Annotated in this window: 20 protein-coding genes and 1 other RNA gene; 8 read left to right on the top strand and 13 right to left on the bottom strand. The window is 34.8% G+C overall.

The window, feature by feature from the left end; all coding sequences use genetic code 11:
- Nucleotides 1-140: 140 nt before the first annotated feature.
- Nucleotides 141-767 (bottom strand): lysophospholipid acyltransferase family protein, encoded by a 627-nt coding sequence (locus RV14_RS07995; protein WP_071855755.1) that lies wholly within the window; start codon nt 765-767, stop codon nt 141-143.
- Between the two features lie 130 nt (nt 768-897).
- Here RV14_RS07995 and RV14_RS08000 point away from each other — a divergent pair, with 130 nt between their 5' ends.
- Nucleotides 898-1,632: a tRNA1(Val) (adenine(37)-N6)-methyltransferase gene (locus RV14_RS08000; RefSeq protein ID WP_071855756.1), complete on the top strand. Its 735-nt coding sequence runs from the start codon at nt 898-900 to the stop codon at nt 1,630-1,632.
- Nucleotides 1,622-1,903 carry a GIY-YIG nuclease family protein gene (locus RV14_RS08005; protein ID WP_071855757.1) on the top strand — a complete coding sequence of 94 codons (282 nt, stop codon included), beginning with the start codon at nt 1,622-1,624 and terminating at the stop codon, nt 1,901-1,903. The genes RV14_RS08000 and RV14_RS08005 overlap by 11 nt, the downstream gene beginning before the upstream one ends.
- A 403-nt stretch (nt 1,904-2,306) precedes the next feature.
- Here RV14_RS08005 and RV14_RS08010 read toward each other — a convergent pair whose 3' ends face one another.
- The 5 genes from RV14_RS08010 to RV14_RS08030 form a co-directional block, all read right to left on the bottom strand.
- Entirely contained in the window at nt 2,307-4,199 is a 1,893-nt protein-coding gene (locus RV14_RS08010) for an acyltransferase family protein (protein ID WP_071855758.1), read from the bottom strand.
- Nucleotides 4,200-4,690: 491 nt separating this feature from the next.
- Nucleotides 4,691-5,566 carry a YitT family protein gene (locus RV14_RS08015; RefSeq protein ID WP_071855759.1) on the bottom strand — a complete coding sequence of 292 codons (876 nt, stop codon included), beginning with the start codon at nt 5,564-5,566 and terminating at the stop codon, nt 4,691-4,693.
- A 181-nt stretch (nt 5,567-5,747) separates the two neighbouring features.
- Nucleotides 5,748-7,514: an aspartate--tRNA ligase gene (aspS, locus tag RV14_RS08020; RefSeq protein WP_071855760.1), complete on the bottom strand. Its 1,767-nt coding sequence runs from the start codon at nt 7,512-7,514 to the stop codon at nt 5,748-5,750.
- Nucleotides 7,515-7,527: 13 nt separating this feature from the next.
- Nucleotides 7,528-8,820, bottom strand: coding sequence for a histidine--tRNA ligase (gene hisS / locus RV14_RS08025; RefSeq protein WP_071855761.1), 1,293 nt, complete (start codon nt 8,818-8,820; stop codon nt 7,528-7,530).
- 471 nt (nt 8,821-9,291) lie between these two features.
- On the bottom strand, nt 9,292-10,551 hold the full coding sequence (locus RV14_RS08030) for a cytochrome P450 (protein ID WP_071855762.1): 1,260 nt from the start codon (nt 10,549-10,551) through the stop codon (nt 9,292-9,294).
- 541 nt (nt 10,552-11,092) lie between these two features.
- Here RV14_RS08030 and RV14_RS08035 point away from each other — a divergent pair.
- Complete coding sequence (locus RV14_RS08035; RefSeq protein ID WP_071855763.1) at nt 11,093-11,413, top strand: toxin Cry1Ac domain D-VI-related protein; 321 nt, start codon at nt 11,093-11,095, stop codon at nt 11,411-11,413.
- 1,031 nt (nt 11,414-12,444) lie between these two features.
- On the top strand, nt 12,445-13,449 hold the full coding sequence (locus RV14_RS08045) for a toxin Cry1Ac domain D-VI-related protein (protein WP_071855765.1): 1,005 nt from the start codon (nt 12,445-12,447) through the stop codon (nt 13,447-13,449).
- 635 nt (nt 13,450-14,084) lie between these two features.
- Here RV14_RS08045 and dtd read toward each other — a convergent pair.
- The 6 genes from dtd to RV14_RS08075 form a co-directional block, all read right to left on the bottom strand.
- Nucleotides 14,085-14,531, bottom strand: coding sequence for a D-aminoacyl-tRNA deacylase (gene dtd, locus RV14_RS08050; protein ID WP_071855766.1), 447 nt, complete (start codon nt 14,529-14,531; stop codon nt 14,085-14,087).
- 11 nt (nt 14,532-14,542) lie between these two features.
- Nucleotides 14,543-16,756: a RelA/SpoT family protein gene (locus RV14_RS08055; RefSeq protein WP_071855767.1), complete on the bottom strand. Its 2,214-nt coding sequence runs from the start codon at nt 16,754-16,756 to the stop codon at nt 14,543-14,545.
- A 372-nt stretch (nt 16,757-17,128) separates the two neighbouring features.
- The gene (locus tag RV14_RS08060) at nt 17,129-17,881 is read right to left on the bottom strand and encodes a 16S rRNA (uracil(1498)-N(3))-methyltransferase (protein ID WP_071855768.1); all 753 of its coding nucleotides are present in this window, start codon (nt 17,879-17,881) and stop codon (nt 17,129-17,131) included.
- Nucleotides 17,882-18,829: a 50S ribosomal protein L11 methyltransferase gene (gene prmA / locus RV14_RS08065; protein WP_071855769.1), complete on the bottom strand. Its 948-nt coding sequence runs from the start codon at nt 18,827-18,829 to the stop codon at nt 17,882-17,884. It abuts the gene before it with no gap.
- A gap of 11 nt (nt 18,830-18,840) precedes the next feature.
- Nucleotides 18,841-19,329, bottom strand: a complete 489-nt coding sequence (locus RV14_RS08070) for a DUF3013 family protein (protein ID WP_071855770.1) — start codon at nt 19,327-19,329, stop codon at nt 18,841-18,843.
- Nucleotides 19,307-19,966 (bottom strand): DNA-3-methyladenine glycosylase, encoded by a 660-nt coding sequence (locus tag RV14_RS08075; RefSeq protein WP_071855771.1) that lies wholly within the window; start codon nt 19,964-19,966, stop codon nt 19,307-19,309. The genes RV14_RS08070 and RV14_RS08075 overlap by 23 nt, the downstream gene beginning before the upstream one ends.
- A gap of 497 nt (nt 19,967-20,463) precedes the next feature.
- Between RV14_RS08075 and RV14_RS08080 the strand changes: the two genes are divergently transcribed.
- The 4 genes from RV14_RS08080 (at nt 20,464) to RV14_RS08095 (ending at nt 22,959) form a co-directional block, all read left to right on the top strand.
- Nucleotides 20,464-21,759, top strand: a complete 1,296-nt coding sequence (locus RV14_RS08080) for a replication-associated recombination protein A (protein ID WP_071855772.1) — start codon at nt 20,464-20,466, stop codon at nt 21,757-21,759.
- A 62-nt stretch (nt 21,760-21,821) separates the two neighbouring features.
- Nucleotides 21,822-22,016: non-coding RNA, 6S RNA (ssrS, locus tag RV14_RS08085), on the top strand.
- 111 nt (nt 22,017-22,127) lie between these two features.
- Nucleotides 22,128-22,415: a hypothetical protein gene (locus RV14_RS08090; RefSeq protein WP_071855773.1), complete on the top strand. Its 288-nt coding sequence runs from the start codon at nt 22,128-22,130 to the stop codon at nt 22,413-22,415.
- Nucleotides 22,416-22,485: 70 nt separating this feature from the next.
- Nucleotides 22,486-22,959 carry a universal stress protein gene (locus RV14_RS08095; protein ID WP_071855774.1) on the top strand — a complete coding sequence of 158 codons (474 nt, stop codon included), beginning with the start codon at nt 22,486-22,488 and terminating at the stop codon, nt 22,957-22,959.
- 98 nt (nt 22,960-23,057) lie between these two features.
- Here the strand turns inward: RV14_RS08095 and RV14_RS08100 are convergent.
- A partial coding sequence (locus RV14_RS08100) for a toxin Cry1Ac domain D-VI-related protein (protein WP_143139751.1) occupies nt 23,058-23,768 on the bottom strand: 711 nt, incomplete at its 5' end.

Genomic DNA, 23,768 nt, shown 5'->3' on the forward strand with positions numbered 1-23,768 from the left:
GATACCTACGTAAATCATGTCATGAAGACAAAAAAGGGTATGACATCTACCCATTATTTTTTTAGCTCATTATTTAATCCATGGGCTAAAAAACGGATGTTTTTGTCATAACCTTATAAATAATTTTTCCTTAGATTGACTTACTCTTTCTTTTTAATCTCATATTTAAAGTTAGGATTGACTTCTTTATCTAGTTGATCAAAAGCAGCTTGTGTTCTGCGTTCAATCTCCATCATGCCTTCTTTATCTGTTTTTTTGATATCAGATAAATCAATCGGTTCACCAAAACGAACGACTACTCGTTTGCGCTTAAATAAATCTTTTAATGTGAGTGGACCTTGATACACCGCCGGTACAATTTTTACTTTTGACATTTTAGAAATCAAGGCCATGCCGCCTTTTAACTCTGTCGAATGTCTTGTTCCGCTTGGAAACATAATCAAACCTAAATGAGTGGATTTTAATATTTTGACAGGAGTTTTGATCACACTAGGTCCCGGCTTGTCTCGTTTGACTGGAAAAGCATGTGAATGCGTTAAGATAAAATGCAATACTGGATTTTTGAATAATTCTTCCTTAGCCATAAAACTAAACTCTTTTGGAGATGCCGCTACGGCAAGATACAAAGGATCCCACCAAGTACGATGCGGCGCAACAAGTATGTAATTCTCATCTTGTGGTAAGACTTCTGTGTTTTCATATCGAGCATTTCCGTTAATTACTGCTAAAATTATGCGGACAAGCACTCTCATAAATCGGTAGAACATATTCTCTTCCTTTCTAAGTGTATATGGTCATAGTATGCCTAAAATCAAGCAACTTTACAAGAGCCCTTGGTTCTTTTTTATAAAAATAGTATAATACGACTAATTAGTTTTTTCATTTTGGAGGGAACCTATGCTTCATAAAGATGAACGGATCGATCAATTATACGCAGAAGACATTAAAATCATTCAAAGTCCTCATGTTTTTTCTTTTTCACTAGATGCTGTTTTATTAGCTCATTTTGTACAAGTACCAAAAAAGGGCCGCATCGTCGACCTTTGCGCCGGCAATGGTGCAGTTGGACTTTTCTTAAGTAAACGAACCCATGCTTTAATTGCTGGTATCGAAATTCAACCACGTTTAGCAGACATGGCTAGACGCAGCATTCAATTAAATCATCTTGAACAGCAAATGACGATTCATACCCTTGATTTAAAAAATAGTTTATCTATTATTCATCCTCATTCATGTGATCTAGTTGTCTGCAATCCTCCTTATTTCAAGGGATTACCGACAAATAAAAAAAACCCGAACAAACACCTCGCAATTGCTAGACATGAAATTTATACGACACTTGAAGAAGTCATTTGTATTTCCAGCAAGTTATTAAAAACAAATGGTCGTTTTGCTATGGTTCATCGCCCAGATCGTTTTTTAGAAATCATCAAACTGATGGAACATTATCATATTGCCCCCAAAAAGATTCAATTTGTTTACCCGAAAATAGGTAAAGAAGCAAATATTTTACTAGTAAGCGGAATTAAGGATGGAAAATTAGATGGCTTTAAAGTAGCTTCACCATTGGTTACTTATGGACTTGATGGCAACTATACACAAGAAATTCAAGAGATTCTTTATGGCAAATAAGCATTATTTTTATGTTTTGGCTTGTAAAGACCGTACATTTTATGGTGGATACACAACGGATCTTTCTAGAAGATTAAAAGAACATAATCGCGGAACTGGAGCGAAATATACCCGCTTGCAAAAAAGAAGACCTGTAAAAATGATCCACGCACAGCACTTTGCTACTCGCAGTGAAGCAACCAAAGCCGAAGCGGCATTTAAAAAATTAACTCGCAAACAAAAAGAGCATGACTTACAAACACATCCGACCGATAGCTTACCGGAATGCTAAAATTTTTTAGCCAAATTTAACTTGTAACTTAAATAAGTGATGCTATAAAAAGTTTATTCCACCTTTAAAAAACTACGTAACAGGAACCCCTGCTTCGTAGTTTTTTGCGAAATCTTCTTTTATCCATTCATTAAGCGCTCAGTAACTCGGTAAATAAAAAATGGGAGATATTTTTATAAACGATAGTCATTCTATAAAAAAAAGCCAAAATCTTACCGGCTTTCAAGAAACAATCAAATAAAGAGCGAAAAGCTTTAATTGATAGGCTTTCTCGTTTGTAAAATTTTGGCTTGCTATACCTTGTTAACTCAATGTTGCTTATTTTTTATTTACAAAGCAAGCTTTTTATTCCTGCTTCTTTTATTCATTTAAGCTGCTTTAGCTAACTGAACAGTCTACACTTTCAACGTTTTTCAGTACTTGTTTCATTCGTAATAGTTTTCTTCGGTTGATCTTTACCTAGTAATGCTTCACTCACTAAATGGACATAGTGAATCATGCCTTGAGGGTTAGGATGGACTTGATCATCATAAAACCAATTACTATGGCTATTACTATACCCATACCAGTCAATTAAAGTCATGTTGTCATACTTTTTGGCCATTTGTTCTAATAAAGCATTGACATCATTTTGCCAGCGTTTTGTAGGAACACGAACATTTACCCAATACACTTTACGATCCCCTAGCGCACTCATAATACTATCAAATTGTGCTTCAGAAAACGCACCATTAGTTCCTAGTCCCATCAAAACCGTCTCTTTTAATAGATTTTGTTTTTTTAGTTCTTCAATATAAGGTTCGCTTGCATACAATTGACGTCCGACGTCGCCATCTACTACAACTTTAGGATAAAGCTCTTTCAGATCTGTAGCAGCATCTAACATGACCGAATCACCAAAAGCAGTTAATTCTAGCTTTTGTGCTGCTTCTCCTTGTTTAGCAGTTAGGTCATATTTTTCAAGAAGTGCTTGATCAACTGTACTCGCATGATTTTCTGATTCTTTCTGACTCTGTTCTGCTAATTTTTTACTTTCAGCAATTTGTGCCTGTAATTTTTTTTGATCAGCCGTCACCGCATTTTTCGGTGCAGTTACAAAACCAACGAAAGCCACCAGCACTAACAAAATACCGGGAATAAGCCACGGTTTTTGCTTGCTTAAAATCGGCTTGGTAAACCAGCCTTTGAATACCGAAAACGTCTGTCTGTAATCAAATCGAGCTAAAGGACGTTCAATATAGCGATAAGAAAATTCACTAATGCCTAAAATCAGTAAAAGTTCAATTAACGCGTGAAATAACGCATGATTTGCAATATTCGGTACTTTTGCTTCATAAAAAATCATTACTGGAAATTGATACAAATAAATTCCATAACTTCGCTTACCGATCCAATTAAAGACAGGATTAGTTAGCCATTTATTCAAACTTGCCCCCGGATGAGCTGTTACAGCAACTAAAACCACACAAAATAGGCTAACTAAAAGCATACCGCCATAATAAACAAAACGATATTGATCATCTAAGAAGAAAAAGAAAAGGATCAACACAAACAATGAGATCAAACCAGCCAAGTTTAAAATACTTCTAGCTTGCTTAGGAATATCCTTCTTTAATCGAGTGCTTGGCCAAACAAATGCCAAGGCGCTTCCTAACCAAATAGAAAATAACCGTGTATCTGTTCCGTAGTAAACGCGGGTAGGATCACCTCCGGGTTTAAACATAATCATCATTAGCATGACAGAAATAAGTGAAGTTCCTAGTACAGCATAAAGAATCCATTTCTTTTTACGAACAAAAACTACTAGTAAAACAAATAGAATTGGCCACAATAAATAATTCTGTCCTTCCACTGCTAATGACCAAATATGCGTAAAAGGAGATTCATTAGCAAATCGATCAAAATAAGACAAACCATTATTGATTTGCCACCAGTTATTAACGTACAATAGACTGCTGACTACAATCCCACGTAGATTGTTCAATAACCCTCGTTGAAATAACGTAATATAGGCCGACGCCACAATTAACAAAAAAACTAACCCTGGATATAGTCGTTTCATTCGCCGAACGTAAAATTGCCAGATATTTATTTTTCCATTTTGTTCCCATTCTTGCCGCAATAAATCCGTGATTAAATAGCCGGATACAACAAAAAATATTGGAACGCCTAAATACCCTCCCTTCATACTTGTTGGCAATAAATGATATAAAATCACTCCCACTACAGCTAACGAACGAATACCATCGAAACCAGTAATGTAGCGGCTTCTTTTTAATCTTTTTTGTTTTTCCATTCAATCTTCCAACTTTTCATAAACTTTATTCATCATAGGTGTATTTCACAGAAATAACAGACAAAATCGCTTTAATTTTGCTGTTACTTCTATACTCCCATAAAACCTTAAAAAAAAGAACATATTTTTAACTAACTTTAATAAAATTTCAAATAATAATTGCCTTTTTAGAGGACTTCTTTTTTTCTAAAAGAAATCGCAAAATGGCTACATCATACAACCATTTTCAGAAAAACTTTATCATGGTATAAAATCGCTTTAATTTTATCTCTCAAAAACAAGAGTCTTTCTGCATTTTTGTACACGCCAATTCAAAACGCTTTTTCAAAAAATAAACCAAAATATCCGCAAAATTTGTGAATCAACTTTTGGATATTTCGGCTATTCCTTCTGTTTATCACATTTAATAGCCAATGTATGAAACTACTTAATGATAACTAGATTTAAAAATAAACACTCTTGTAGTTTTTTTGTTTTAATATTTATTTTTGTTAAATACCATCTTCATAAAAACGTCCAAGGATTTGAACATTTTCTGCAATGCTGACAAATGCTTGTGGGTCAGAGACTTTCATTGCTTCTCTTAATAAAGGCAATTCATAGCGCGTAACGATTGTCATCAACACCGTTTGTTTGTCGTGTTTATAGGCGCCTTCTGCCTCATTAATGATCGTAATTCCTCGCCGCATACATCTTTGGATTTCATTCACTACTTTTTCTGGATGTTTTGTGACGATCATCACTTGCATTTTCTTTTGCTTTGTATACATCACGTCAGTAACTTTTCCGCTCACGAAAATAGAAAGGGCACTATAAAACATGTATTGCCAGCCAAAAAGAAGTCCAGCGATAAAAATGATCATTCCATTAAAATAAATCGAAATAGAACCTATTGATTTTCCTGTTTTTTTGCGAATCGTAATACTAACAATATCCAACCCACCTGATGATAAACCATTTCTCAAGGCAAGACCGATACCTAACCCCATCACGGCACCGCCAAATATGGCACAAATAATCGGATCAGTAGAAAGCACGGTTTGAGGAAGAAGATGAATACAAAGTGAAGTTAAGGTTACTGTAATAAACGTAAAAACAGTAAACTTCTTTCCAATCTTAAACCAAGCAAGAACAAATAATGGAATATTTAACAAGTATAAAGTAGTTGCTACTGGCACCTCAAACCCAATGAATGATCGAGATAAAGTAGTTAGTATTTGTGCTAATCCAGTAATACCGCTGGAATAAATATGACCCGGCTGATAAAAAAAGTTTAATGCGACGGATGCGATCAATGCGTAGACAATAGATACCGAAAGTTTGGTCGTGTAATCATGATACGCCCAATTTTCGAAATTTTTTTTCATGAAATAAAGCCTCACTTCATAGATTATTGCTTAATTATAAAGAGTTTTAGAATTAAATCAAGGTAAATTAACCAACAAAATCACACCATCATTAAAACGATAGCTGTTATATAAACAAGAATATTTTTTAAATACGTTTTATTTATTTTTTCAACTCCATAACAGTTCTTCTCAAATCCACTTATTCGATACTTGTTACATCAATATTCAAATCAAATAGTTGTGCTTTTGATACCGTACTCGGTGCTTCACTCATGACGTCTGCTGCTTTCCCATTTTTAGGAAAAGCAATAACCTCACGAATATTTTCTTCACCTGCAAGCAACATAACTAAACGGTCTAGTCCAAGTGCAATACCGCCATGTGGAGGAAATCCATAATCTAAAGCAGTTAAAAGGAAGCCAAATTGTTCTTCCATTTGTTCTTTTGAAAACCCTAAAGTCTCGAGTACTTTTTCTTGGACCTCACGTGTATGAATACGGATCGAACCACCTCCTAATTCATAGCCGTTTAAAACAATGTCATAGGCTTGGGCATAAACACTTGCAGGATCCGTACTTAATCGGTCAATGTCTTCTACTCGTGGCATCGTAAATGGATGATGCGCAGACACATAACGGTTTTCTTCGGCTGAATATTCAAATTGCGGCCACTTTGTGATCCATAGGAAATTAAATTTTGTTTCATCAATCAACCCTAATTCTTTGCCTAAACGAGTACGAACGGCTCCTAGTGTAGCTGCGACAACTTCTTTTGTATCCGCACCGAATAATAAAAGATCACCATTCTTAGCATTTGTCGCTTCGACAATTTCCGCTGTCCTATTTTTCATAAATTTAGCAATCGGTCCTTTTAAACCATCTTCTTCTACTTTTAACCAAGCAAGCCCCTTTGCACCAAACTGCGTAGCATACTTCCCAATATTATCCAAATCTTTACGAGAATACTTACTTGCAGCTTTTTTAGCATTCAAAACTTTTACGACGCCACCTTTTTCCAGTGCCGTTTGAAAAACTTTAAACTCGATCTCTTTAACCGTTTTGCTTAAATCAATCAATTCCATATCAAAACGAGTATCTGGTTTGTCACTGCCATAACGAGTCATCGCTTCATCGTAAGTCATTCTGGGAAATGGTAAAGTAACTTCGATTCCGCGTACCTCTTTCATGACCTTTGCAATTAAGCCTTCTGTATAAGTTTGAATTTCTTCTGCCGTTAAGAAAGTCGTTTCGATATCTACTTGTGTAAATTCCGGCTGACGATCGCCACGCAAATCTTCATCACGGAAACAACGAACAATTTGATAATAACGATCAAAGCCTGCGTTCATTAATAATTGTTTAAATAATTGTGGGGATTGCGGTAACGCATAAAAATGTCCTGAGTAGATACGAGAAGGAACAAGATAATCACGAGCCCCTTCTGGCGTTGATTTGCCTAGGTACGGTGTTTCAATGTCTAAAAAGTCATGTTCATCTAAATAATGACGAATGGCTTTCGTTATTTCATTTCTCATTTTGATATTTTTAGTCATTTTAGGACGACGTAAATCTAAGTAACGATATTTCATACGAAGTTCGTCACTGACAGTTTGATCATCTTCAATCAAAAAGGGCGGGGTTTTTGCTTTATTCAAAATCAAGATTTCGTTGGCATACACTTCAAATTCACCAGTCACCATTTTAGGATTGATCGCTAAATCATCACGTCTGCGAACAACACCAGTAATTTCAATTACATATTCCATCCGGCATTTATTGGCAATTTCCCAAGCTGCTTTATTTACTTCAGGATTAAAAACGATTTGAACGATCCCTTCACGATCACGTAAATCAATAAAAATCAGGCCCCCAAGGTCTCGACGTTTTTGGACCCATCCTTTTAATGTGACGGTTTGATCTAATTCTTTTGCTGAAATTAAACCACAATAGGTTGTTCTTTGTGTCATTTTCATTTTCCTCCTACTCAAATAAAGTCATTTCATCGTAAACTTCATCAAAATGTTCATAAACTTCTTTTAAACTAAAACTTTTTTCTTTTCTTTTAGCCATGGATTTAATTGTTACCGTTCGGTTTTTTAATTCATCTTCACCAATCACTAGTACAAGCTTGGCATTTACTTTATCGGCTGTTTTAAATTGAGCTTTTGCTTTACGGTTCATCACATCACGATCGGCAGAAAAGCCAAAATCACGAATAGCTTGTACCAGTTTTAATGCTTCGATATTTGTTTTTTCACCTAAAGGGACAACATAAGCATCTAATTCATTAAATGCAGGAATAACAACTTCTTCGGCTTCCATCGTTAAAAGCAAGCGTTCAATCCCCATAGCAAACCCAAATCCCGGTGTTTGCGGTCCTCCTAATTCTTCTACCAAATGATCATAACGACCACCGGCACAAATTGTTGCTTGTGCGCCCATTTTGGGTGCCTCGCTCATAATTTCAAAAATCGTATGTGTATAATAATCCAAACCTCGAACCATGGTACTATCAATTTCATAGGAAACATTTAACGCATCTAACATTGCAATAACCGTGTCAAAATGTTTTTGAGCTGCTTCACTTAAATAATCTAAAATAGACGGCGCACCAGCGACAAATTTTTGGTCACGCTTGTCTTTACTATCTAATATCCGCAAAGGGTTTTCATGCAATCGTCTTTTTGAATCATCACTCAATTCAGCTTCAAATGGCTCAAGATAATCAATTAACGCTTGTCGATACGCTTGACGTGTTTTTTTATCTCCTAAAGAATTGAGAACTAAACGAATTTGAGTAATCCCTAGCTGCTTGAAAAAGTCTAACGCCATGATCATACTTTCTACATCCGTTGCCGGATTATTCGAACCAAAAGCTTCTACTCCAATTTGATGAAACTGACGTAATCGTCCTTTTTGTGGACGCTCATACCGAAACATTGGTCCCATATAAAATGTTTTATATGGTTTTGCATATTCCGGTCCAAATAACTTATGTTCAACAAAAGAACGAACAATTGGCGCTGTTCCTTCTGGACGCAAAGTCACATGGCGCTTCCCTTTATCATAAAAATCATACATTTCTTTTGACACAATATCAGTTGTGTCTCCTACACTTCGAGAAATCACTTCATAATGCTCAAAAATCGGCGTACGAATTTCATCGTATTGATAATCTCTAAACAATAGACGAGCAGTTTCTTCTATAAACTGCCATTTCTCTGACTCACCAGGTAAAATATCATTTGTGCCTTTTGGTCTTTGAAAACTCATTTTTTCTCCTCTTTTCTTTTTTATGTAAACAAAAAATTCACCCTCGTTCCTCATGAACAAGGGTGAATGACTTTTCACACACGGTACCACCTATTTTCGAAAGTTTGCACTTTCCTCTCACGATTAACGCTCGTACACGAAACGACTTTTCTTCGTCCATCTCCAGAGTGTCTTTTAGAAACCAAACCTTTAGATCATTTTCAGCCTTGATAATCCTCTCTTGTAAAGGGTTAGAAACTTACTCGCTCTTTCATTGATATTTTCTATATCACTTATAACCTACTAAAAACAACGGCTAAAGTCAAGAATAAACTGCAAAACTAAAAAGAATAGCAAATAATAGAAAAAAGACAGCCGAAAAATACGAATTCAACAATCTGTCGACTTTTAACGCCAAAAAATAATTTTACGAAAGCTCTCTTAATTGTTTCGTAACTTTCAATTCTTTATAAACTGGAAAAATTTCACTTCTTAATTTTTATACAATAACACTCGACTATTGGGGTAAGTAGGAAACTGATTGACCGAGATTCGCCAATCTTGTTCTGGCACTGAAAATTCATAGCGATTAACAAGTTGATCCGAAAAAACACGTAAACTATGCAAAGTAATCCATTCTCCTGCACAACGATGCATTTGACGAAAATCTCCTCCACCTTGTGCAATCATTTCATATTGTTGTTCATAAGAAAGATCTTTCGCTTTTCCTATATACCGCTTAATCATAAACGATTCAGGTGCTTCAATCGTACGTTCATCATGATTGGTTCCATACACATCTAAAAGTACCCAACTGTCTTTAGGAATAAAGTAATTATCAACCACTACATCTTTTAACGCAATACCCGGAATCATTGGAAAAAATGGATAATAACGGCGTAACTCTTGAATAAATGGATCTTGCAGCTCTGAAAAGTTATTTTTTAATTGTTGTTTTAAGTCTGGTCGACTAAATAACGCATGCCCCATCAACGCAGCCCAAATAGTTAAAGCTACAGTAGGACGGATAATATTTAACAATTCTACTGCTGCAACTTCTACTGGAAGCAACTGTCCATTAAGCTCAGTCGCTTGAGCAAACGCATAAAGAGCGACGTGTTTTTTCTCTGGAATAGGATTTTCGCGAGCAGATTTTATTAATTTCTGTGCCCATTTTTCAGATTTCTTGCGATTTTCTAAACCTTTAATATGATCTTTAGGAGACGTAACTGCCCCACTAATCATAGAAATTTGGTAATCTGCCAATTGATTTATTTCTTCTTTTGACAGTTCAGACAAATTAATTCCTGCCCATTCACAAATAGAGGAAAAAAGTACTCGCTTACTTAAATCAAACCATTCAAATTGTCCGTGCTGTTCATCTAAAACATGTGTAAAGTTTCTATCAAGAATAAGACGATATTCTTTCATTTTCTCTGGAGTCATCAAATCCATAAAAACAGCCTTGCGATGATGATGCTGGGCTCCATCTAACGTTTGCACGCCATTTTTTCCAAACAACGTTTTTAACACTAATTTAGGCATCGCCTTTTTTCGTGTAAAATTTCTTGGATCATAAAAAATTTTTGCCGCATCAGAGCCATAGACGACAATAGCTTCTTTATTAAACAGCTTTGCTTTAACTACGGGTGCATCTGCTTTGTTTCTTAAAAATTGAAGCATATGATAACCTTGTTGGTACAGTTCTTTTAATTCTGTCATTTTCACGTTTACGACTGGAACTTCTTTCATACGTATCTTCCTCTCTTACAAAAATTTCTCTACTTTCTAACCTATTTTTATAGTTTCTATATATAATAGTAGCTTAAATTTTTTTAAAGATACTGACAAAAGAAACCTCTCACCGTCTTTTTTACCTATTATACTTCTTCACTTCATAATTTAGATGGATTAGATCTAATGCTTGTCAACAACTTGTTTCAATTTATTATTTATTGTTGCAGAATCATTTATAAAAATTTGAAAAAATTTTTTTGACTAGTCACTGAATATTTATTAAAATAGGTATTTTTAATTGCAAGAAATCTTTGCTTTATAAATGACACGAGAAGCAACTTTTCTCGTCATTGTTCGCTAATTTTTTTTTTCAAAAAAAAGAAATTTAAGTTTCAACACATAGAAAAAAAAGAACCTTATCTATAAATACTTATGCTATTATATCCGAGGATACTGAATCTTGTTAAAATAAAAAAGAAAGGAGCGTGTAATGATTACATATTAAACTGTTAACAAGGTTTTGTGTCAAAAAACGAGGAAAAGGATAGACAATTATATGAAATATACGAAACTGATTACAACTTTAGCAGTAACAGCGTTTCTTAGCAGCAATTTAAACGTGGGCATAGCTTATGCAACAGAAAATGCGACTGTACAAGCAGGAATAACTAGTCAAAACCCAGATGTACAAAAAGCCATTGATGCGGTTAATGCGTTATTTACCGATAATACCCATACAGCGCTTGCTCCAACCACTACTAGTCAGTCAATTAAAGACGCAAAAAAACTTGTCACAAAAATTTTAACAGTTAATCGTTCTTATGCTTTAGAATTGGGTAAACTTTGTATGAAAGCTACTGATTTATTGAATAAATAAACTTGAATCTTTGCTTTATACAACCAAGACTTAAATAATGATAAAAGGGAAGTGAATCCTTTTACCTATTGACTTCGATACTATTAAAATTTCTCTCTCCTCATATATTAAATAGATTGAAAGCCGTTCCCAAAAAGGGAAGTGGCTTTCAATAATCATCTTTTTTCTACTTAAAAAATCCTCTATCGTCAGCTTAACTTCTTGTAACTGATAAAAAAATTCATACATATTAACGAGAATAAATTTCTTATTCATATAATTTATATTCAACCAATAAAACCACTTAAAGATTCTCCTATTATTTTCTTTCCCTTCAAACTACCTTTTTCAATCAAAACAAAAAAATTTAACCTTATAAATTAAAAAAAATTCTTTTAAATACATAAAAATTTTGACAAGATTTACTTTTTTATTTCGCGTTCGTTCTCATTTTCTTGATCTATCAATTCACTATTTTTTTCTTCTTCTCTATCAATGAATAGATTATTATTTCATCTTCTTTTCATTTTATGCATGTTCGTTTTCTAGTAACTCACATTTTCTTAAATAAAAAAATGATCGTTTTATCCCTCTACTATCAAAACTTTTTTTGAAAAAAAAAGAAATTTAAGTTCTCATTTATCTTTATAAAAAAGCGTTTATTCATTGATACCTATGCTACTATACTCTAGTAATACCAAGTCTTATTAATTAAATAATAACAAAGGTGGTGAATTCAATTATTCTCAAGGTTACTTCAATAACAGATAAATAATTAATAAGATTTTGTATTAATAAATACATAAAAGGAGAGCAAATATGAAATATAAAAAATTAATCACCGCAATGACATTAACTACACTTCTTGCGAGTAATTTTAATGCTGGAGTGATTTATGCGGCAGAAAATATACAGCACAGGCAAAAAATGCTAATCAAAATCCTGATGTACAAAAAGCTAAAGAAACAATCAAACTTAAACCAACTACCAATCCGGATACACAAAAAGCGATTCAAGCGATCAACGCCTTATTTGTTGATACAACTTATACAATGCTTGCAGATACTGCAACTAGCCAAGCATTACAAGAAGCTGGTGATCTAGTTCTGAAAGTATCATATAAAGATCATAATTTTTCTGTCCTAATTTCTATTTGGTATAAAGCAAAAAATTTATTTGATCAGGCTTCAAATCCGGACACACAAAAAGCGACTCAAGCAGTACAAGCCTTATTTACCGATAAGTCTTACACAAAAATTACAGCTACCGTTAACAGTGATTCTATCGAAGAAGCTAGTTCTTTAGTTTTAAAAGTAATTTTAAAAGACGAAATTCCGCTTCCTTTATGGTCTTCGTTGGTGGAAAAAGCTAAGAAATTATTAAATGAAACGACCGATCTTAGGCCATCAAAAAATCCGGACACACAAAAAGCCATCAAAGCCGTTAATGCCTTATTTACGGATACCACTTATACAAAAATTGCAGCGACTGCAACTAGTGAATCTATCCAAGATGCTCGTATTTTGGCTCGAAAGGTACCAACAAATGATCATAATTATTCTTTATTAAATAATTTATTGACAAAAGCTGCCACTCTATTGAGTCAAACGACCGATCTTAGACCAACATCTAATCCGGATACACAAAAAGCCATTCAAGCGGTCAATGCTTTGTTTACTGATACGACTTATACGAAACTAGCGGCTACTGCGACTGTAAACATTGACACGATCGACAAAACTTCGAATTTACTTTTAAAAATACCGTCATGGGATCATAATTTTGAGGTTTTATTTTCACTGTTATTGAAAGCTGCAACTTTATTAAATCAAACAACTGACCTTAGACCAACATCCAATCCGGATACACAAAAGGCTATTAAAGCTACCAATGCTTTGTTTACTGATACGACTTATACAAAGCTAGCAGCTACTACGACCAGTAAATCCATCCATAAAGCTTTTAAATTAACTCAAAAAGTTCCATCAGAAGATCACAATCATGCTCTGTTATTGGACATTCTGACTAAAGCACAAACACTATTGTTAAATTCTTAAAATTTTACTGATCTTTATTTCGATAATACTGTTGAATTATGTTTTATTTTAAAAGATGCGGCTTAAACCTAGCTTAAATAAAACCAAAAGTTGAATCATTATATAAATAACTATTCCATCAAATATGACCACTGGAGTATAAAGCTAGTTTTTTACTTATTCCTCATATAAAAGTTTCTGAGCCAAATAAAGACGTTTAAACTACTGAAAAAGTTAAATATTAAAGTTACAGTTTCAATCATACTTTGTCTAATCCTTAATAAGTAGAAGAAACAACACCTACAAACATAAGCCGGATCATTCGAAAATAGTTTTTTGAGCTACTCACAAGATTAAGTATAAAATCTAATATCTTTGGGATAACAAAATTTTCTATTTTCCATATGATTCGGCTTAATAATTAACATACAAAGAATAATTTAATGTTGAAAATACCTATTTCATTCTTAATGTTGAGCTGGACTAGATACTCACTCATTTAATAATAAACTTATTTCACGTATCTTTATTTTTGCTCGCATTCGCAAATCAAATAAACGATCAACAAACCTTTTACCACCTGTTTGTCAATCGTTTATTTAAAGAAAAATATGTCCCATGATTCTTTAAAAAGTCACTCATCGCTTAAACTATTATTATTTATTGTGCGAATCTATAACAATCGTGACTGGCCCATCGTTGATTAAAGAAACAGCCATATCTGCACCAAACTGACCGGTTTCCAAAGAAATTCCTTTGTTTTTTATTCCATTATTGAACGCTTCATATAATGGAATGGCCGTTTTTGGACGAGCAGCTGTAATAAAACTTGGTCGATTGCCTTTTTTTGTATCGGCAAAAAGAGTAAACTGAGAAACACTTAAGATTTGTCCTTGTATTTCTTTAATACTACGGTTCATTTTCCCTTGTTCATCTTCAAAAATACGCAGTTGTACAATTTTTTTTACCAAATAGTCAACATCTTCTTGGGTATCTTTTTCATGAATTCCCAATAAAATTAATAAACCTTGATCAATCTTACCAACTACTTGCCGATCAATGGTAACTGAAGCTTTACTTACACGCTGGATTACAGCTTTCACGTATTTACCTCCTAACTGTTCGTTCGCCGAACACTGTAAACATCTGGTACGGCTTTAATTTTATCCACAATACTCTTTAAATGCGCGAGATTTTGAATGCCTACCGTCAAATGAATAGTCGCCATTTTATCTTTGTTGGTTTTGGCTTCCACACTATTTAAGTTTTTAGTCATAGCATTTACTGTTTGTAAAACATCATTCAACATACCCGAGCGATTATACCCATAAATTTCTAAGTCCGCATCGTATTCTTTCTTAGTGTTTGAAGTATCTTCCCACTCTACTTCAATCAGGCGTTCTGCTGTATTTGGTTTATCAAGACGCACATTTGGACAGTCTCGACGATGAATAGAGATGCCTCTACCTTTTGTGATATACCCTACAATATCATCTCCCGGTATTGGATTGCAGCAGCGACTGATCCGAATCAACAAATTCTCAATACCTTGAATCACCACGCCACCTTCATGACGAACCTTCATCTTTTCCGGTTCTTTTTTTGACTGATTTATAATTTCTTCGACTTCTTGTTTTTGCTGTTCAATTTTTTTCTCTTTTCTTTCTTTTTCAGTCAAACGATTAGCCATCGTTAAAGGACTGACTTCCCCGTAGCCAACTGCCGCATACATATCATCTTCCGTTTGAAAATTCAATTTTTCCAAGGCATCTTGTAATTTACTTTTTGATAAAATTTCTTTTGGTAAAAAACCTAAATCGATAATACATTTTGTTACCGCTTCATGCCCTTTAATAATATTTTCTTCTCTATCTTGCGCCTTAAAAAAACGTTTGATTTTATTTCTAGCTTTACTTGTTGCCACTAATTTTAGCCAATCTCTACTTGAACCAAAAGAGTTAGGCGACGTTAAAATTTCGATGATATCACCATTTTTTAATTTATAATCCAATTGAACCATTTTGCCATTGATTTTTGCCCCAGTGGTTTTATTGCCGATGTCCGTATGAATGCTATATGCAAAATCTAAGGGACCAGATCCCTTTGGCAATTCCGTCACATCTCCTTTAGGTGTAAAAACATAGACTTTATCACTAAAAATATCACCTTTGACGCCTTCCATAAATTCAGAAGCATCATAACTTTCATTTTGTAGTTCGATAATTTCATGGAACCAGCTTAATTGCTTCGTTATCCCATCTGGCTCTACTTTATCACTTTTTCCTTCTTTATATGCCCAATGTGCAGCCACCCCAAATTCAGCAATCTCGTGCATTTCTTGGGTTCGTATTTGGATTTCCACAGGATTTCCTTCTGGACCAATAACTGTTGTATGCAGCGATTGATACATATTTGCTTTTGGCATAGCAATATAGTCTTTAAAACGCCCAGGCATTGGCTTCCATTTCGTGTGAATCGCCCCTAAAACTGCGTAACAATCCTTAATAGAATCCACAATAACACGAATAGCAAGCAGATCATAAATTTCATTGAATTGTTTCTTTTGATCCTTCATTTTACGATAAATCGAATAGATATGTTTGGGCCGACCGTAAATTTCCGCATAAATATCTAATTCTTCGGTAGCTAAGCGTATATCTTCAACCGTTACATTGACATATTTCTCTCGTTCTTCTCGTTTCGTTTGCATTAAATGAACGATACGATAGTATTGTTTAGGATTAAGATAGCGCAGTGCCGTATCTTCCAACTCCCATTTGATGCGACTGATTCCTAAACGATGAGCTAACGGTGCATAGATTTCCAATGTTTCTTGTGCAATACGTCGCTGTTTTTCTTCACGAAGATGTTTTAATGTACGCATATTATGTAGGCGATCCGCTAATTTCACCATAATTACACGTAAATCTTGTGCCATCGCTAGTAACATTTTACGATGATTTTCTGCTAGTTGCTCTTCGTGTGACTTATATTTGATTTTGCCCAGTTTCGTCACTCCATCAACCAGCATGGCAACATCAGAACCAAACACCTGCTTTAACTCATCCAAAGTAACTGCCGTATCTTCTACGACATCATGCAAAAAACCCGTCGCAACGGTATGAGGATCCATTTTTAAGTCGGCTAAAATTCCTGCAACTTGAATCGGATGAATAATATAAGGTTCCCCTGATTTTCGAAACTGACCATCATGAGCAGCAGTAGCATAATCACAGGCTTTTTGCACAAATGCAACATGTTCAGGCCCCATATATTGGCTAACTAATTTAATCACTCCCGGACCTGACAATATTTCTTCTTTTGGCATGGAAAATCCCCTCTCAAAAGTTGTAAACAACAGGATTTGAACAATCTAAAAAAACATTTTGCTATTTTTACACTTTCTTACACAAATCCCCTTTAATTAATAGTAAATTACCTTTACAACTGAATACTAAAATGTTCGTTTATAACACTAAAAGAAAGAATAAAAAAAAGCGCTCAATGAAAACACGAGTAAAGAGAAGCTCCTTTGCCTTTTCACATTTTATTTAATGACTCATCGTTACACAGCTTCTTTTATACTCGTTTATTTTCGAAAAGAGAACGATTTTCATTTGGCATTTATAATAAAATAATTGATTTTATTATACAGATTGTTCAAGACTTTTTCAATTCTTCTTGATGTGTCTTATAAGCATCAGTGATCAAGTTCCCATTGATAACTTGCAACGCTTAGTAAATAAAGCGGCGCTGTTTCGGTACGTAAAATTCTTGGACCTAATCCACACAAAATTCCGCCTTTTTCAATAAATACTTCGATCTCTTCAAGAGTAAAGCCACCCTCTGGACCAAAAACAGCTAAAATCCGTTTACCAACCGCAAGTTCTTTAAACACTTTTGCTAAATTCGCTAATTCTCCCTGTTTAGCCGATTCTTCGTAAGCAACCAGCACCACATCATAAGAAGAAAAACACTCCAAAAAAGCTTGTTGATTTTCTAGTAACTCTACTTGCGGAGCAACCTGTCGATGAGATTGTTCAGCAGCCTCTTGCGCAATTTTTTTTAACCTTTCTTGACGTTTTTTTCTTTTTTTCGTATCCCATTTCACAATAGACGTTTTTGCTGGAAAACCAATAAAAGCATACGCCCCCAATTCCGTTCCTTTTTGAACAATCCAATCAAGCTTATCTCCTTTCGGATAGCCACTAGCAATCGTGATCGTATTCGGTAATTCTTTTTGCGTTTGTTCTTTTTCAATTTCGATTAAATAAACAGCATCTTCGTTAATTTCAATAATTTCCGCTCGAATTGCTAATTGATCCTTAAAGACTAAGTAAACTTGATCTTTAGGCGTCATACGCATCACACGAACGATATGATGAAAGGCTTCCCCTGATAGAATGATTTGTTCATCGGGTTGATATATTTCTTCTAAAAAGTAACGCTGCATCTATTCCACCTCAGATTTTTTTAAAATAATAGCATACCAATCTCTTTGCTGGAAAATTTGGTCAACAGTAAAGCCTTGTGTCTTCATTGCATCAATAACTAGTTGTTTCTTTTCTTCAATAATGCCAGAAACAATCAATTTTCCAGTCTGTTTCAATAACCGCCAAGCATCCGGGATCATCAAAACAATAATATCAGCTAAAATATTTGCAACAATAACATCACTTTCAATATTAATTCCTTTCAACAAATCATTGACAGTTACCTGCACGTCTTTTGCTACTTCATTCATCTCCATATTTTCTTTAGCAGAACGAACAGCCACTTTATCTAAATCATAAGCATATACTTCAGCCGCCCCTAAATACTTGGCAGCAATACTTAATACGCCTGAACCAGTGCCTACATCTAAAACAGTCTCTCCACCACGTAAAACAGTTTCTAATGCCTGTAAAGTCAAGGCAGTAGTTGGATGTGTCCCCGTTCCAAAAGCCATACCGGGATCTAAAGTAATGATTTTTTCTAATGGATCACTTGTTTGATAATGTTCCCAACTAGGAGCAACCGTTAGCATCCTTGTAATACGTACAGGATGATAATATTTTTTCCAAGCAGTTGCCCAATTACTTTCTTCTACTTCACTAACCGTTACAATGTTTTTACCGATTGCCAAACCAAACGAGGGAAGTTGTGTCACACAGTCTTTAATAAAAGGCAAGATTTCTGGTAAAAAAACCGTTTCCGGAAAATAAGCCATAACTAGCGCACCTTCATCTAGTGAAGTAAACTCTTTTTTATCTAAAATTTCACCATACTGATCAAACTTAAAGTTTTCAACGTCTAAAGCATCTTCAATTGCTACACCGCTTGCTCCAGCTTCCATTAAAATATTAGCGACTGCTTCGACTGCCTCACTTGCTGTTTCTACTTTTACTTCATTCCATTTCATCACATACACTCCTAATAACTTGGATAAGAAAAATAAGTATCAAAACCATTTTTCTGCTTTTCTTCAACTAATTTCGTAAAACATTGTTCCTCCCATTTTAATTCAAACATCGTTTTTTGATTTTTTTCATCCAAAAAATCGAAAAGATCATTTTGACCTCGTGCAAGCACTTCATTTAAATATTCAATGAGTGCATCGATCATTGATTTTGGCAGCCCCTTCTTTCCTTCATAAGGAACAACAGCCAAATAATTTTTTTCGTCAAAAATTGATTTTTTAGGATCAAACAATAAAACCCCATCTTCAAATTCAATGATTTCTTCTTCTGAAACCACTCCTTGCACATCATCAACTTCCATATGAGCTTTATTTTCAGCAAATAAGCAAACACTGATTTCAATTGTATGATTCTTTGTATCCCAGTCTAAGGTCACATCATAATCTGTAATCGTTGCTTCAATTTTTTTATCTAAATAGTCAAGTAAGTTTGTTTTTCCCATTTTCTTTCCTCCATCCCCAATCTTCATCCACTTGATTCTTTTTTTGCAATGATATATAAGGATTGCCCGCAACAACAAAGCGCAACAGTTTTTCCGTCCATTCACCCTTATTTGGAATACCGATTCGTGGCAAAGCCAAAATTTGTTTTGGTCTCTTTGCTTTTTCAAAAACAAAATGTAACGGACTATCTAAAATGGATTGCCCATAAAGTTCTTGGGGAATACCTAAAGCAGCCACTAATTTTCCCGGTCCATTGCTAATATCAGGCCCAATTTTACCGCCTCTATTACTACTCATCTGTTCAATACCTATTTCAGGCTCAAGCGCTCGAATCATAACCCCTTGAGGTATTCCTTCTGGCTGCGTAATAATATTTAAAATTCGATGAGTATGCATGGTATAAAGATAGATCGTCCCGGGTTTTTCATACATTGCTAATACTCGAGGAGTCTTTCTCATTCCAAAGCTATGTGCAGCTTCGTCATCTGGACCAAGATAAGCTTCTGCATCAACAATATACCCACCGACCGTTCCTGTAGGCGTAACATACTCCAAATACATTCCTAATAAATCTCTAGCAATTTCAGGTGTTGTTTTATTCAATAAAAGCTTGTCTAATTTCTCGTTGTCTGTCATTTGATTCACCTTCTTTATCATACACAAATTTAAGAGGATAAGCTATGAAATGTCCTTTTTCTTTTTAAATACAAGCCATTTAGTTTTCTTCAGTCTACTTTTGAGTAGAAGAGAACGAAGCATTACGTTTTTTTCTTTTTCTAGTGTCAGTCACATGAAAACTTGTTTTCACTCGTTTTGGGTTTCATAAAGAAAAGCCAGCAGCTATTAAAAAAATACAAGAAACTTTGATTTCATACGTTTCTTGTATTTTTTATTTTACTTGCAACCGTCAGACAATAAAAGTAAAAATCCACGACTCTTTATTTAAAAACATTCAATAAAAAAATTCAATCTGGAATAACCACTACCTCTTTGTAACTTGCTAGTGATATCTTTTAATCTACTTGTTAAAAAAGTCTCCTTCATCATATTTCCTGTACATAAATAAACAAAAATATAGGCACTTTACAAAATATGCTATAATTAACGAACGAAAAATAAAAGGAGGTCTTCTCATGTCACAGCCTTTGGCTTATCGCATGCGACCTAGAAACATTGATGAAGTTGTAGGACAAAAGCATTTAATCGGGGAAGGAAAAATCATTCGGCGAATGGTTGATGCCAAAATGTTGTCTTCAATGATTTTATATGGTCCGCCGGGAACTGGAAAAACTAGTATCGCTAGGGCAATAGCTGGTTCAACAAAGTATGCTTTTCGTCAATTAAATGCTGCAACGGATTCAAAAAAAGAGTTACAAGTCGTAGCAGAAGAAGCAAAAATGAGTGGAACTGTGATTCTTTTGCTTGATGAAGTCCATCGTTTAGATAAAACAAAACAAGATTTTTTACTTCCTTATTTAGAAAATGGACGTATTATTATGATTGGTGCTACTACTGAAAATCCTTATATTGCGATTAATCCTGCTATTCGCAGTCGCACACAAATTTTTGAAGTTACTCCCCTAGATGAACAAGAAATACAGCAAGCAGTAAAGGGGGCACTGACTGACAAGGAGCGAGGACTTGGTCATTTGTCAGTCAAATTAGACGAAAATGCTTTGATCCATTTATCACGTGCAACAAATGGTGATCTTCGAAGCACTCTTAATGGGTTAGAACTAGCCGCACGTTCAACTAAAGCAAATGAATGTGGAACGATTCATTTAACATTAGCGACTATTGAAGAATGCGTACAGAAAAAGGCACTCATCCACGATAAAGACGGAGACGCACATTATGACGTGATTTCTGCTTTTCAAAAATCAATTCGAGGTAGTGATGTGGATGCTGCGCTTCATTACTTGGCACGTTTAGTTGAAGCCGGTGACTTGGCAAGTATTTGTCGACGACTGATGGTAATCGGTTATGAAGATATTGGTCTTGCAAACCCTGCTGCTGCCGCACGAACTGTCAATGCTGTACTAGCAGCTGAACATTTAGGGCTTCCTGAAGCACGAATTCCTTTAGCAAATGCTGTCGTTGATTTATGTTTGTCTCCTAAATCTAATTCCGCTTATTCTGCTTTAGATGAAGCGATTTCTGACATCCGTTCAGGAAAAGTCGGCAATGTTCCTGAACATTTACGAGATAACCATTATCAAGGCGCAAAATCACTAAATCGCGGAAAAGGATACCAATATCCTCATAACTTTGATCACGCATGGGTCAATCAACAATACTTACCGAATCAATTAAAGAACGTCTCGTATTATCATCCAAAAGACACAGGTAAATATGAACAAGCCCTTAGTCAGCAATATTATCGAATCAACGAATGGAAAAAGAAACGCTCCAACAAAAGAAACCATTGATAACTCATTTTTCCTGAGCGCTCTCATTGCTCTTTTTATTCTCGTATGCTACTATAGAAGTGGGAAATCTGTGATGTTCGAATTGTCCTCTTTGTGTGTTGACCGAACATTTTTATTGATATCTTGGGACCTGTCTTGTGTCACAGCTGGTAACATGCCTTATCATTTGGTAGTTCAATGCTACGACCGTGGGACCCACCTGCTTGAATTCGCGGGATCAATACTACAGGACGAACAACGGCATTAACGGAGATTACCGTTTTTTGAAATCGAAGAGGCTTGCCAAGTAGTTGGTATAGCCTCTTTTTTTCGAGTAGAGACATTGAAAAATAAAACATTTTTACTAAATATTTTTGGAGGAATTTTTGATGATCCAATTTTTGATGGGAATTACTGCGTTGTTGTTATTATTTGTAAGTTATTACTTATTAAGAAAACAATCTGTCTTTTTTGTATTGATCGAAAAAATAGAAAAAAATCGTAGTTTTTTACAATTTTATGGGGCTATCTATTCATTCTTGGGAATATTAGGCATTTTTGTGGCCTTTTTCAATCAACGATTCATTGCTTTCATTTACTTAGTGCTTGTAATTATCGTGGCTTCTACGTTTAGTATTACTTTTGCTCAAAAAATGGCGAAATCAAACAGTAAATGATTCTCTTTTTGTTTAAATTGTTTTACAATGATGATGTAACTGATTGATTTATCTGAAGGAGTGAATGCTTATGTTACAACAGTACAAAAAAATCATGGTTGCCGTAGACGGCTCGGCTGAAGCAGAATTAGCTTTTAAAAAAGCTGTAAATGTTGCAATGCGAAATAATGGTGAACTTTTATTAGCGCACGTAATTGACACACGTTCTTTTCAAACCGTTTCTTCGTTTGACGGCATGTTGGCAGAGCAAGCAACTGAAATGGCTAAAGAAACTTTAGCAGGCTATAAAGAAAATGCAAAAAAAGCAGGCCTAAACAACGTCACTACAGTAATTGAATACGGCTCACCGAAACAAATTATTGCAAAAGAAATTCCTGAAGATAATAGCGTAGATTTAATTATGTTAGGGGCAACCGGGTTAAATGCTGTCGAACGTCTATTCATTGGTTCTGTTTCAGAATATGTAATTCGTAATGCTGCTTGTGATGTCCTCGTCGTACGTACTGATTTAGAAAATAATTTGCCTGAGAAAAAGAAAAATTAATAAAAGCAAAAAAACAGCTTATAACAGATTGCTTGTCATAAGTTGTTTTTTTGCTTTCTTTATTCGTTAACAAACTAGCTACTGAAAGCTATAAACTATTACTTGTTGTGAGGATAAACATGAGAATCATTGTAAGCCTTTTGTGCTTCTTGGATTTTTTCGATTAATTTTTGTTTATACGGTCCATCGTACATTTCATTCACACGCCCTAAAGCATAAGTAATCGCATTTTGTGTATTATTTGGTTTTGGTTTCCCATTAATAAATAGTCGATCAACGAGCGGTGTCACATTAAGTACATAGTTCAACTGATCTCTTTTCTTTCGCAATTCACTCATAGTATAGCCTTCTAAAAATTCCTCTTCTAGAGGAAAGACAAACATTTTTTCAGCAAGCATCACTAGATCTGCTGGTGTTACACTTGGTTTGGGATTCCCAATATCCCCATTGACAAAGAAGCGATCCATCGTTTCATTGACATCTTTCCATTGTTCCATTAATTCGTCATACGCTTGTTGGGCTTTCTTCACTTTTTTTAACAACACTGATTTTTGTGCACTATCTGGCAATGCAGTGACTTGATTTCTTGCGGCATCAATTTGAGCATTTGTATTACTTGGTTTTGCATGATTTTCATCGTTGCCATAAAATAGATTATTCACTGTAGTAGTCGCTTCAGTAAGTGCCGTTTCGATGGCAACATTCATAAGCGACACGGCTTGACGTTGAACTTCTTTTCCTTGAGCATCTAAACTAACTAAAGTAATTGATTTAGAAGAGGCTGAAACTTTATTTTTTGCGTACACTTC

Source organism: Enterococcus ratti (assembly GCF_001886195.1).
In the GTDB taxonomy this organism is placed as follows: Bacteria; Bacillota; Bacilli; order Lactobacillales; family Enterococcaceae; genus Enterococcus_B; species Enterococcus_B ratti.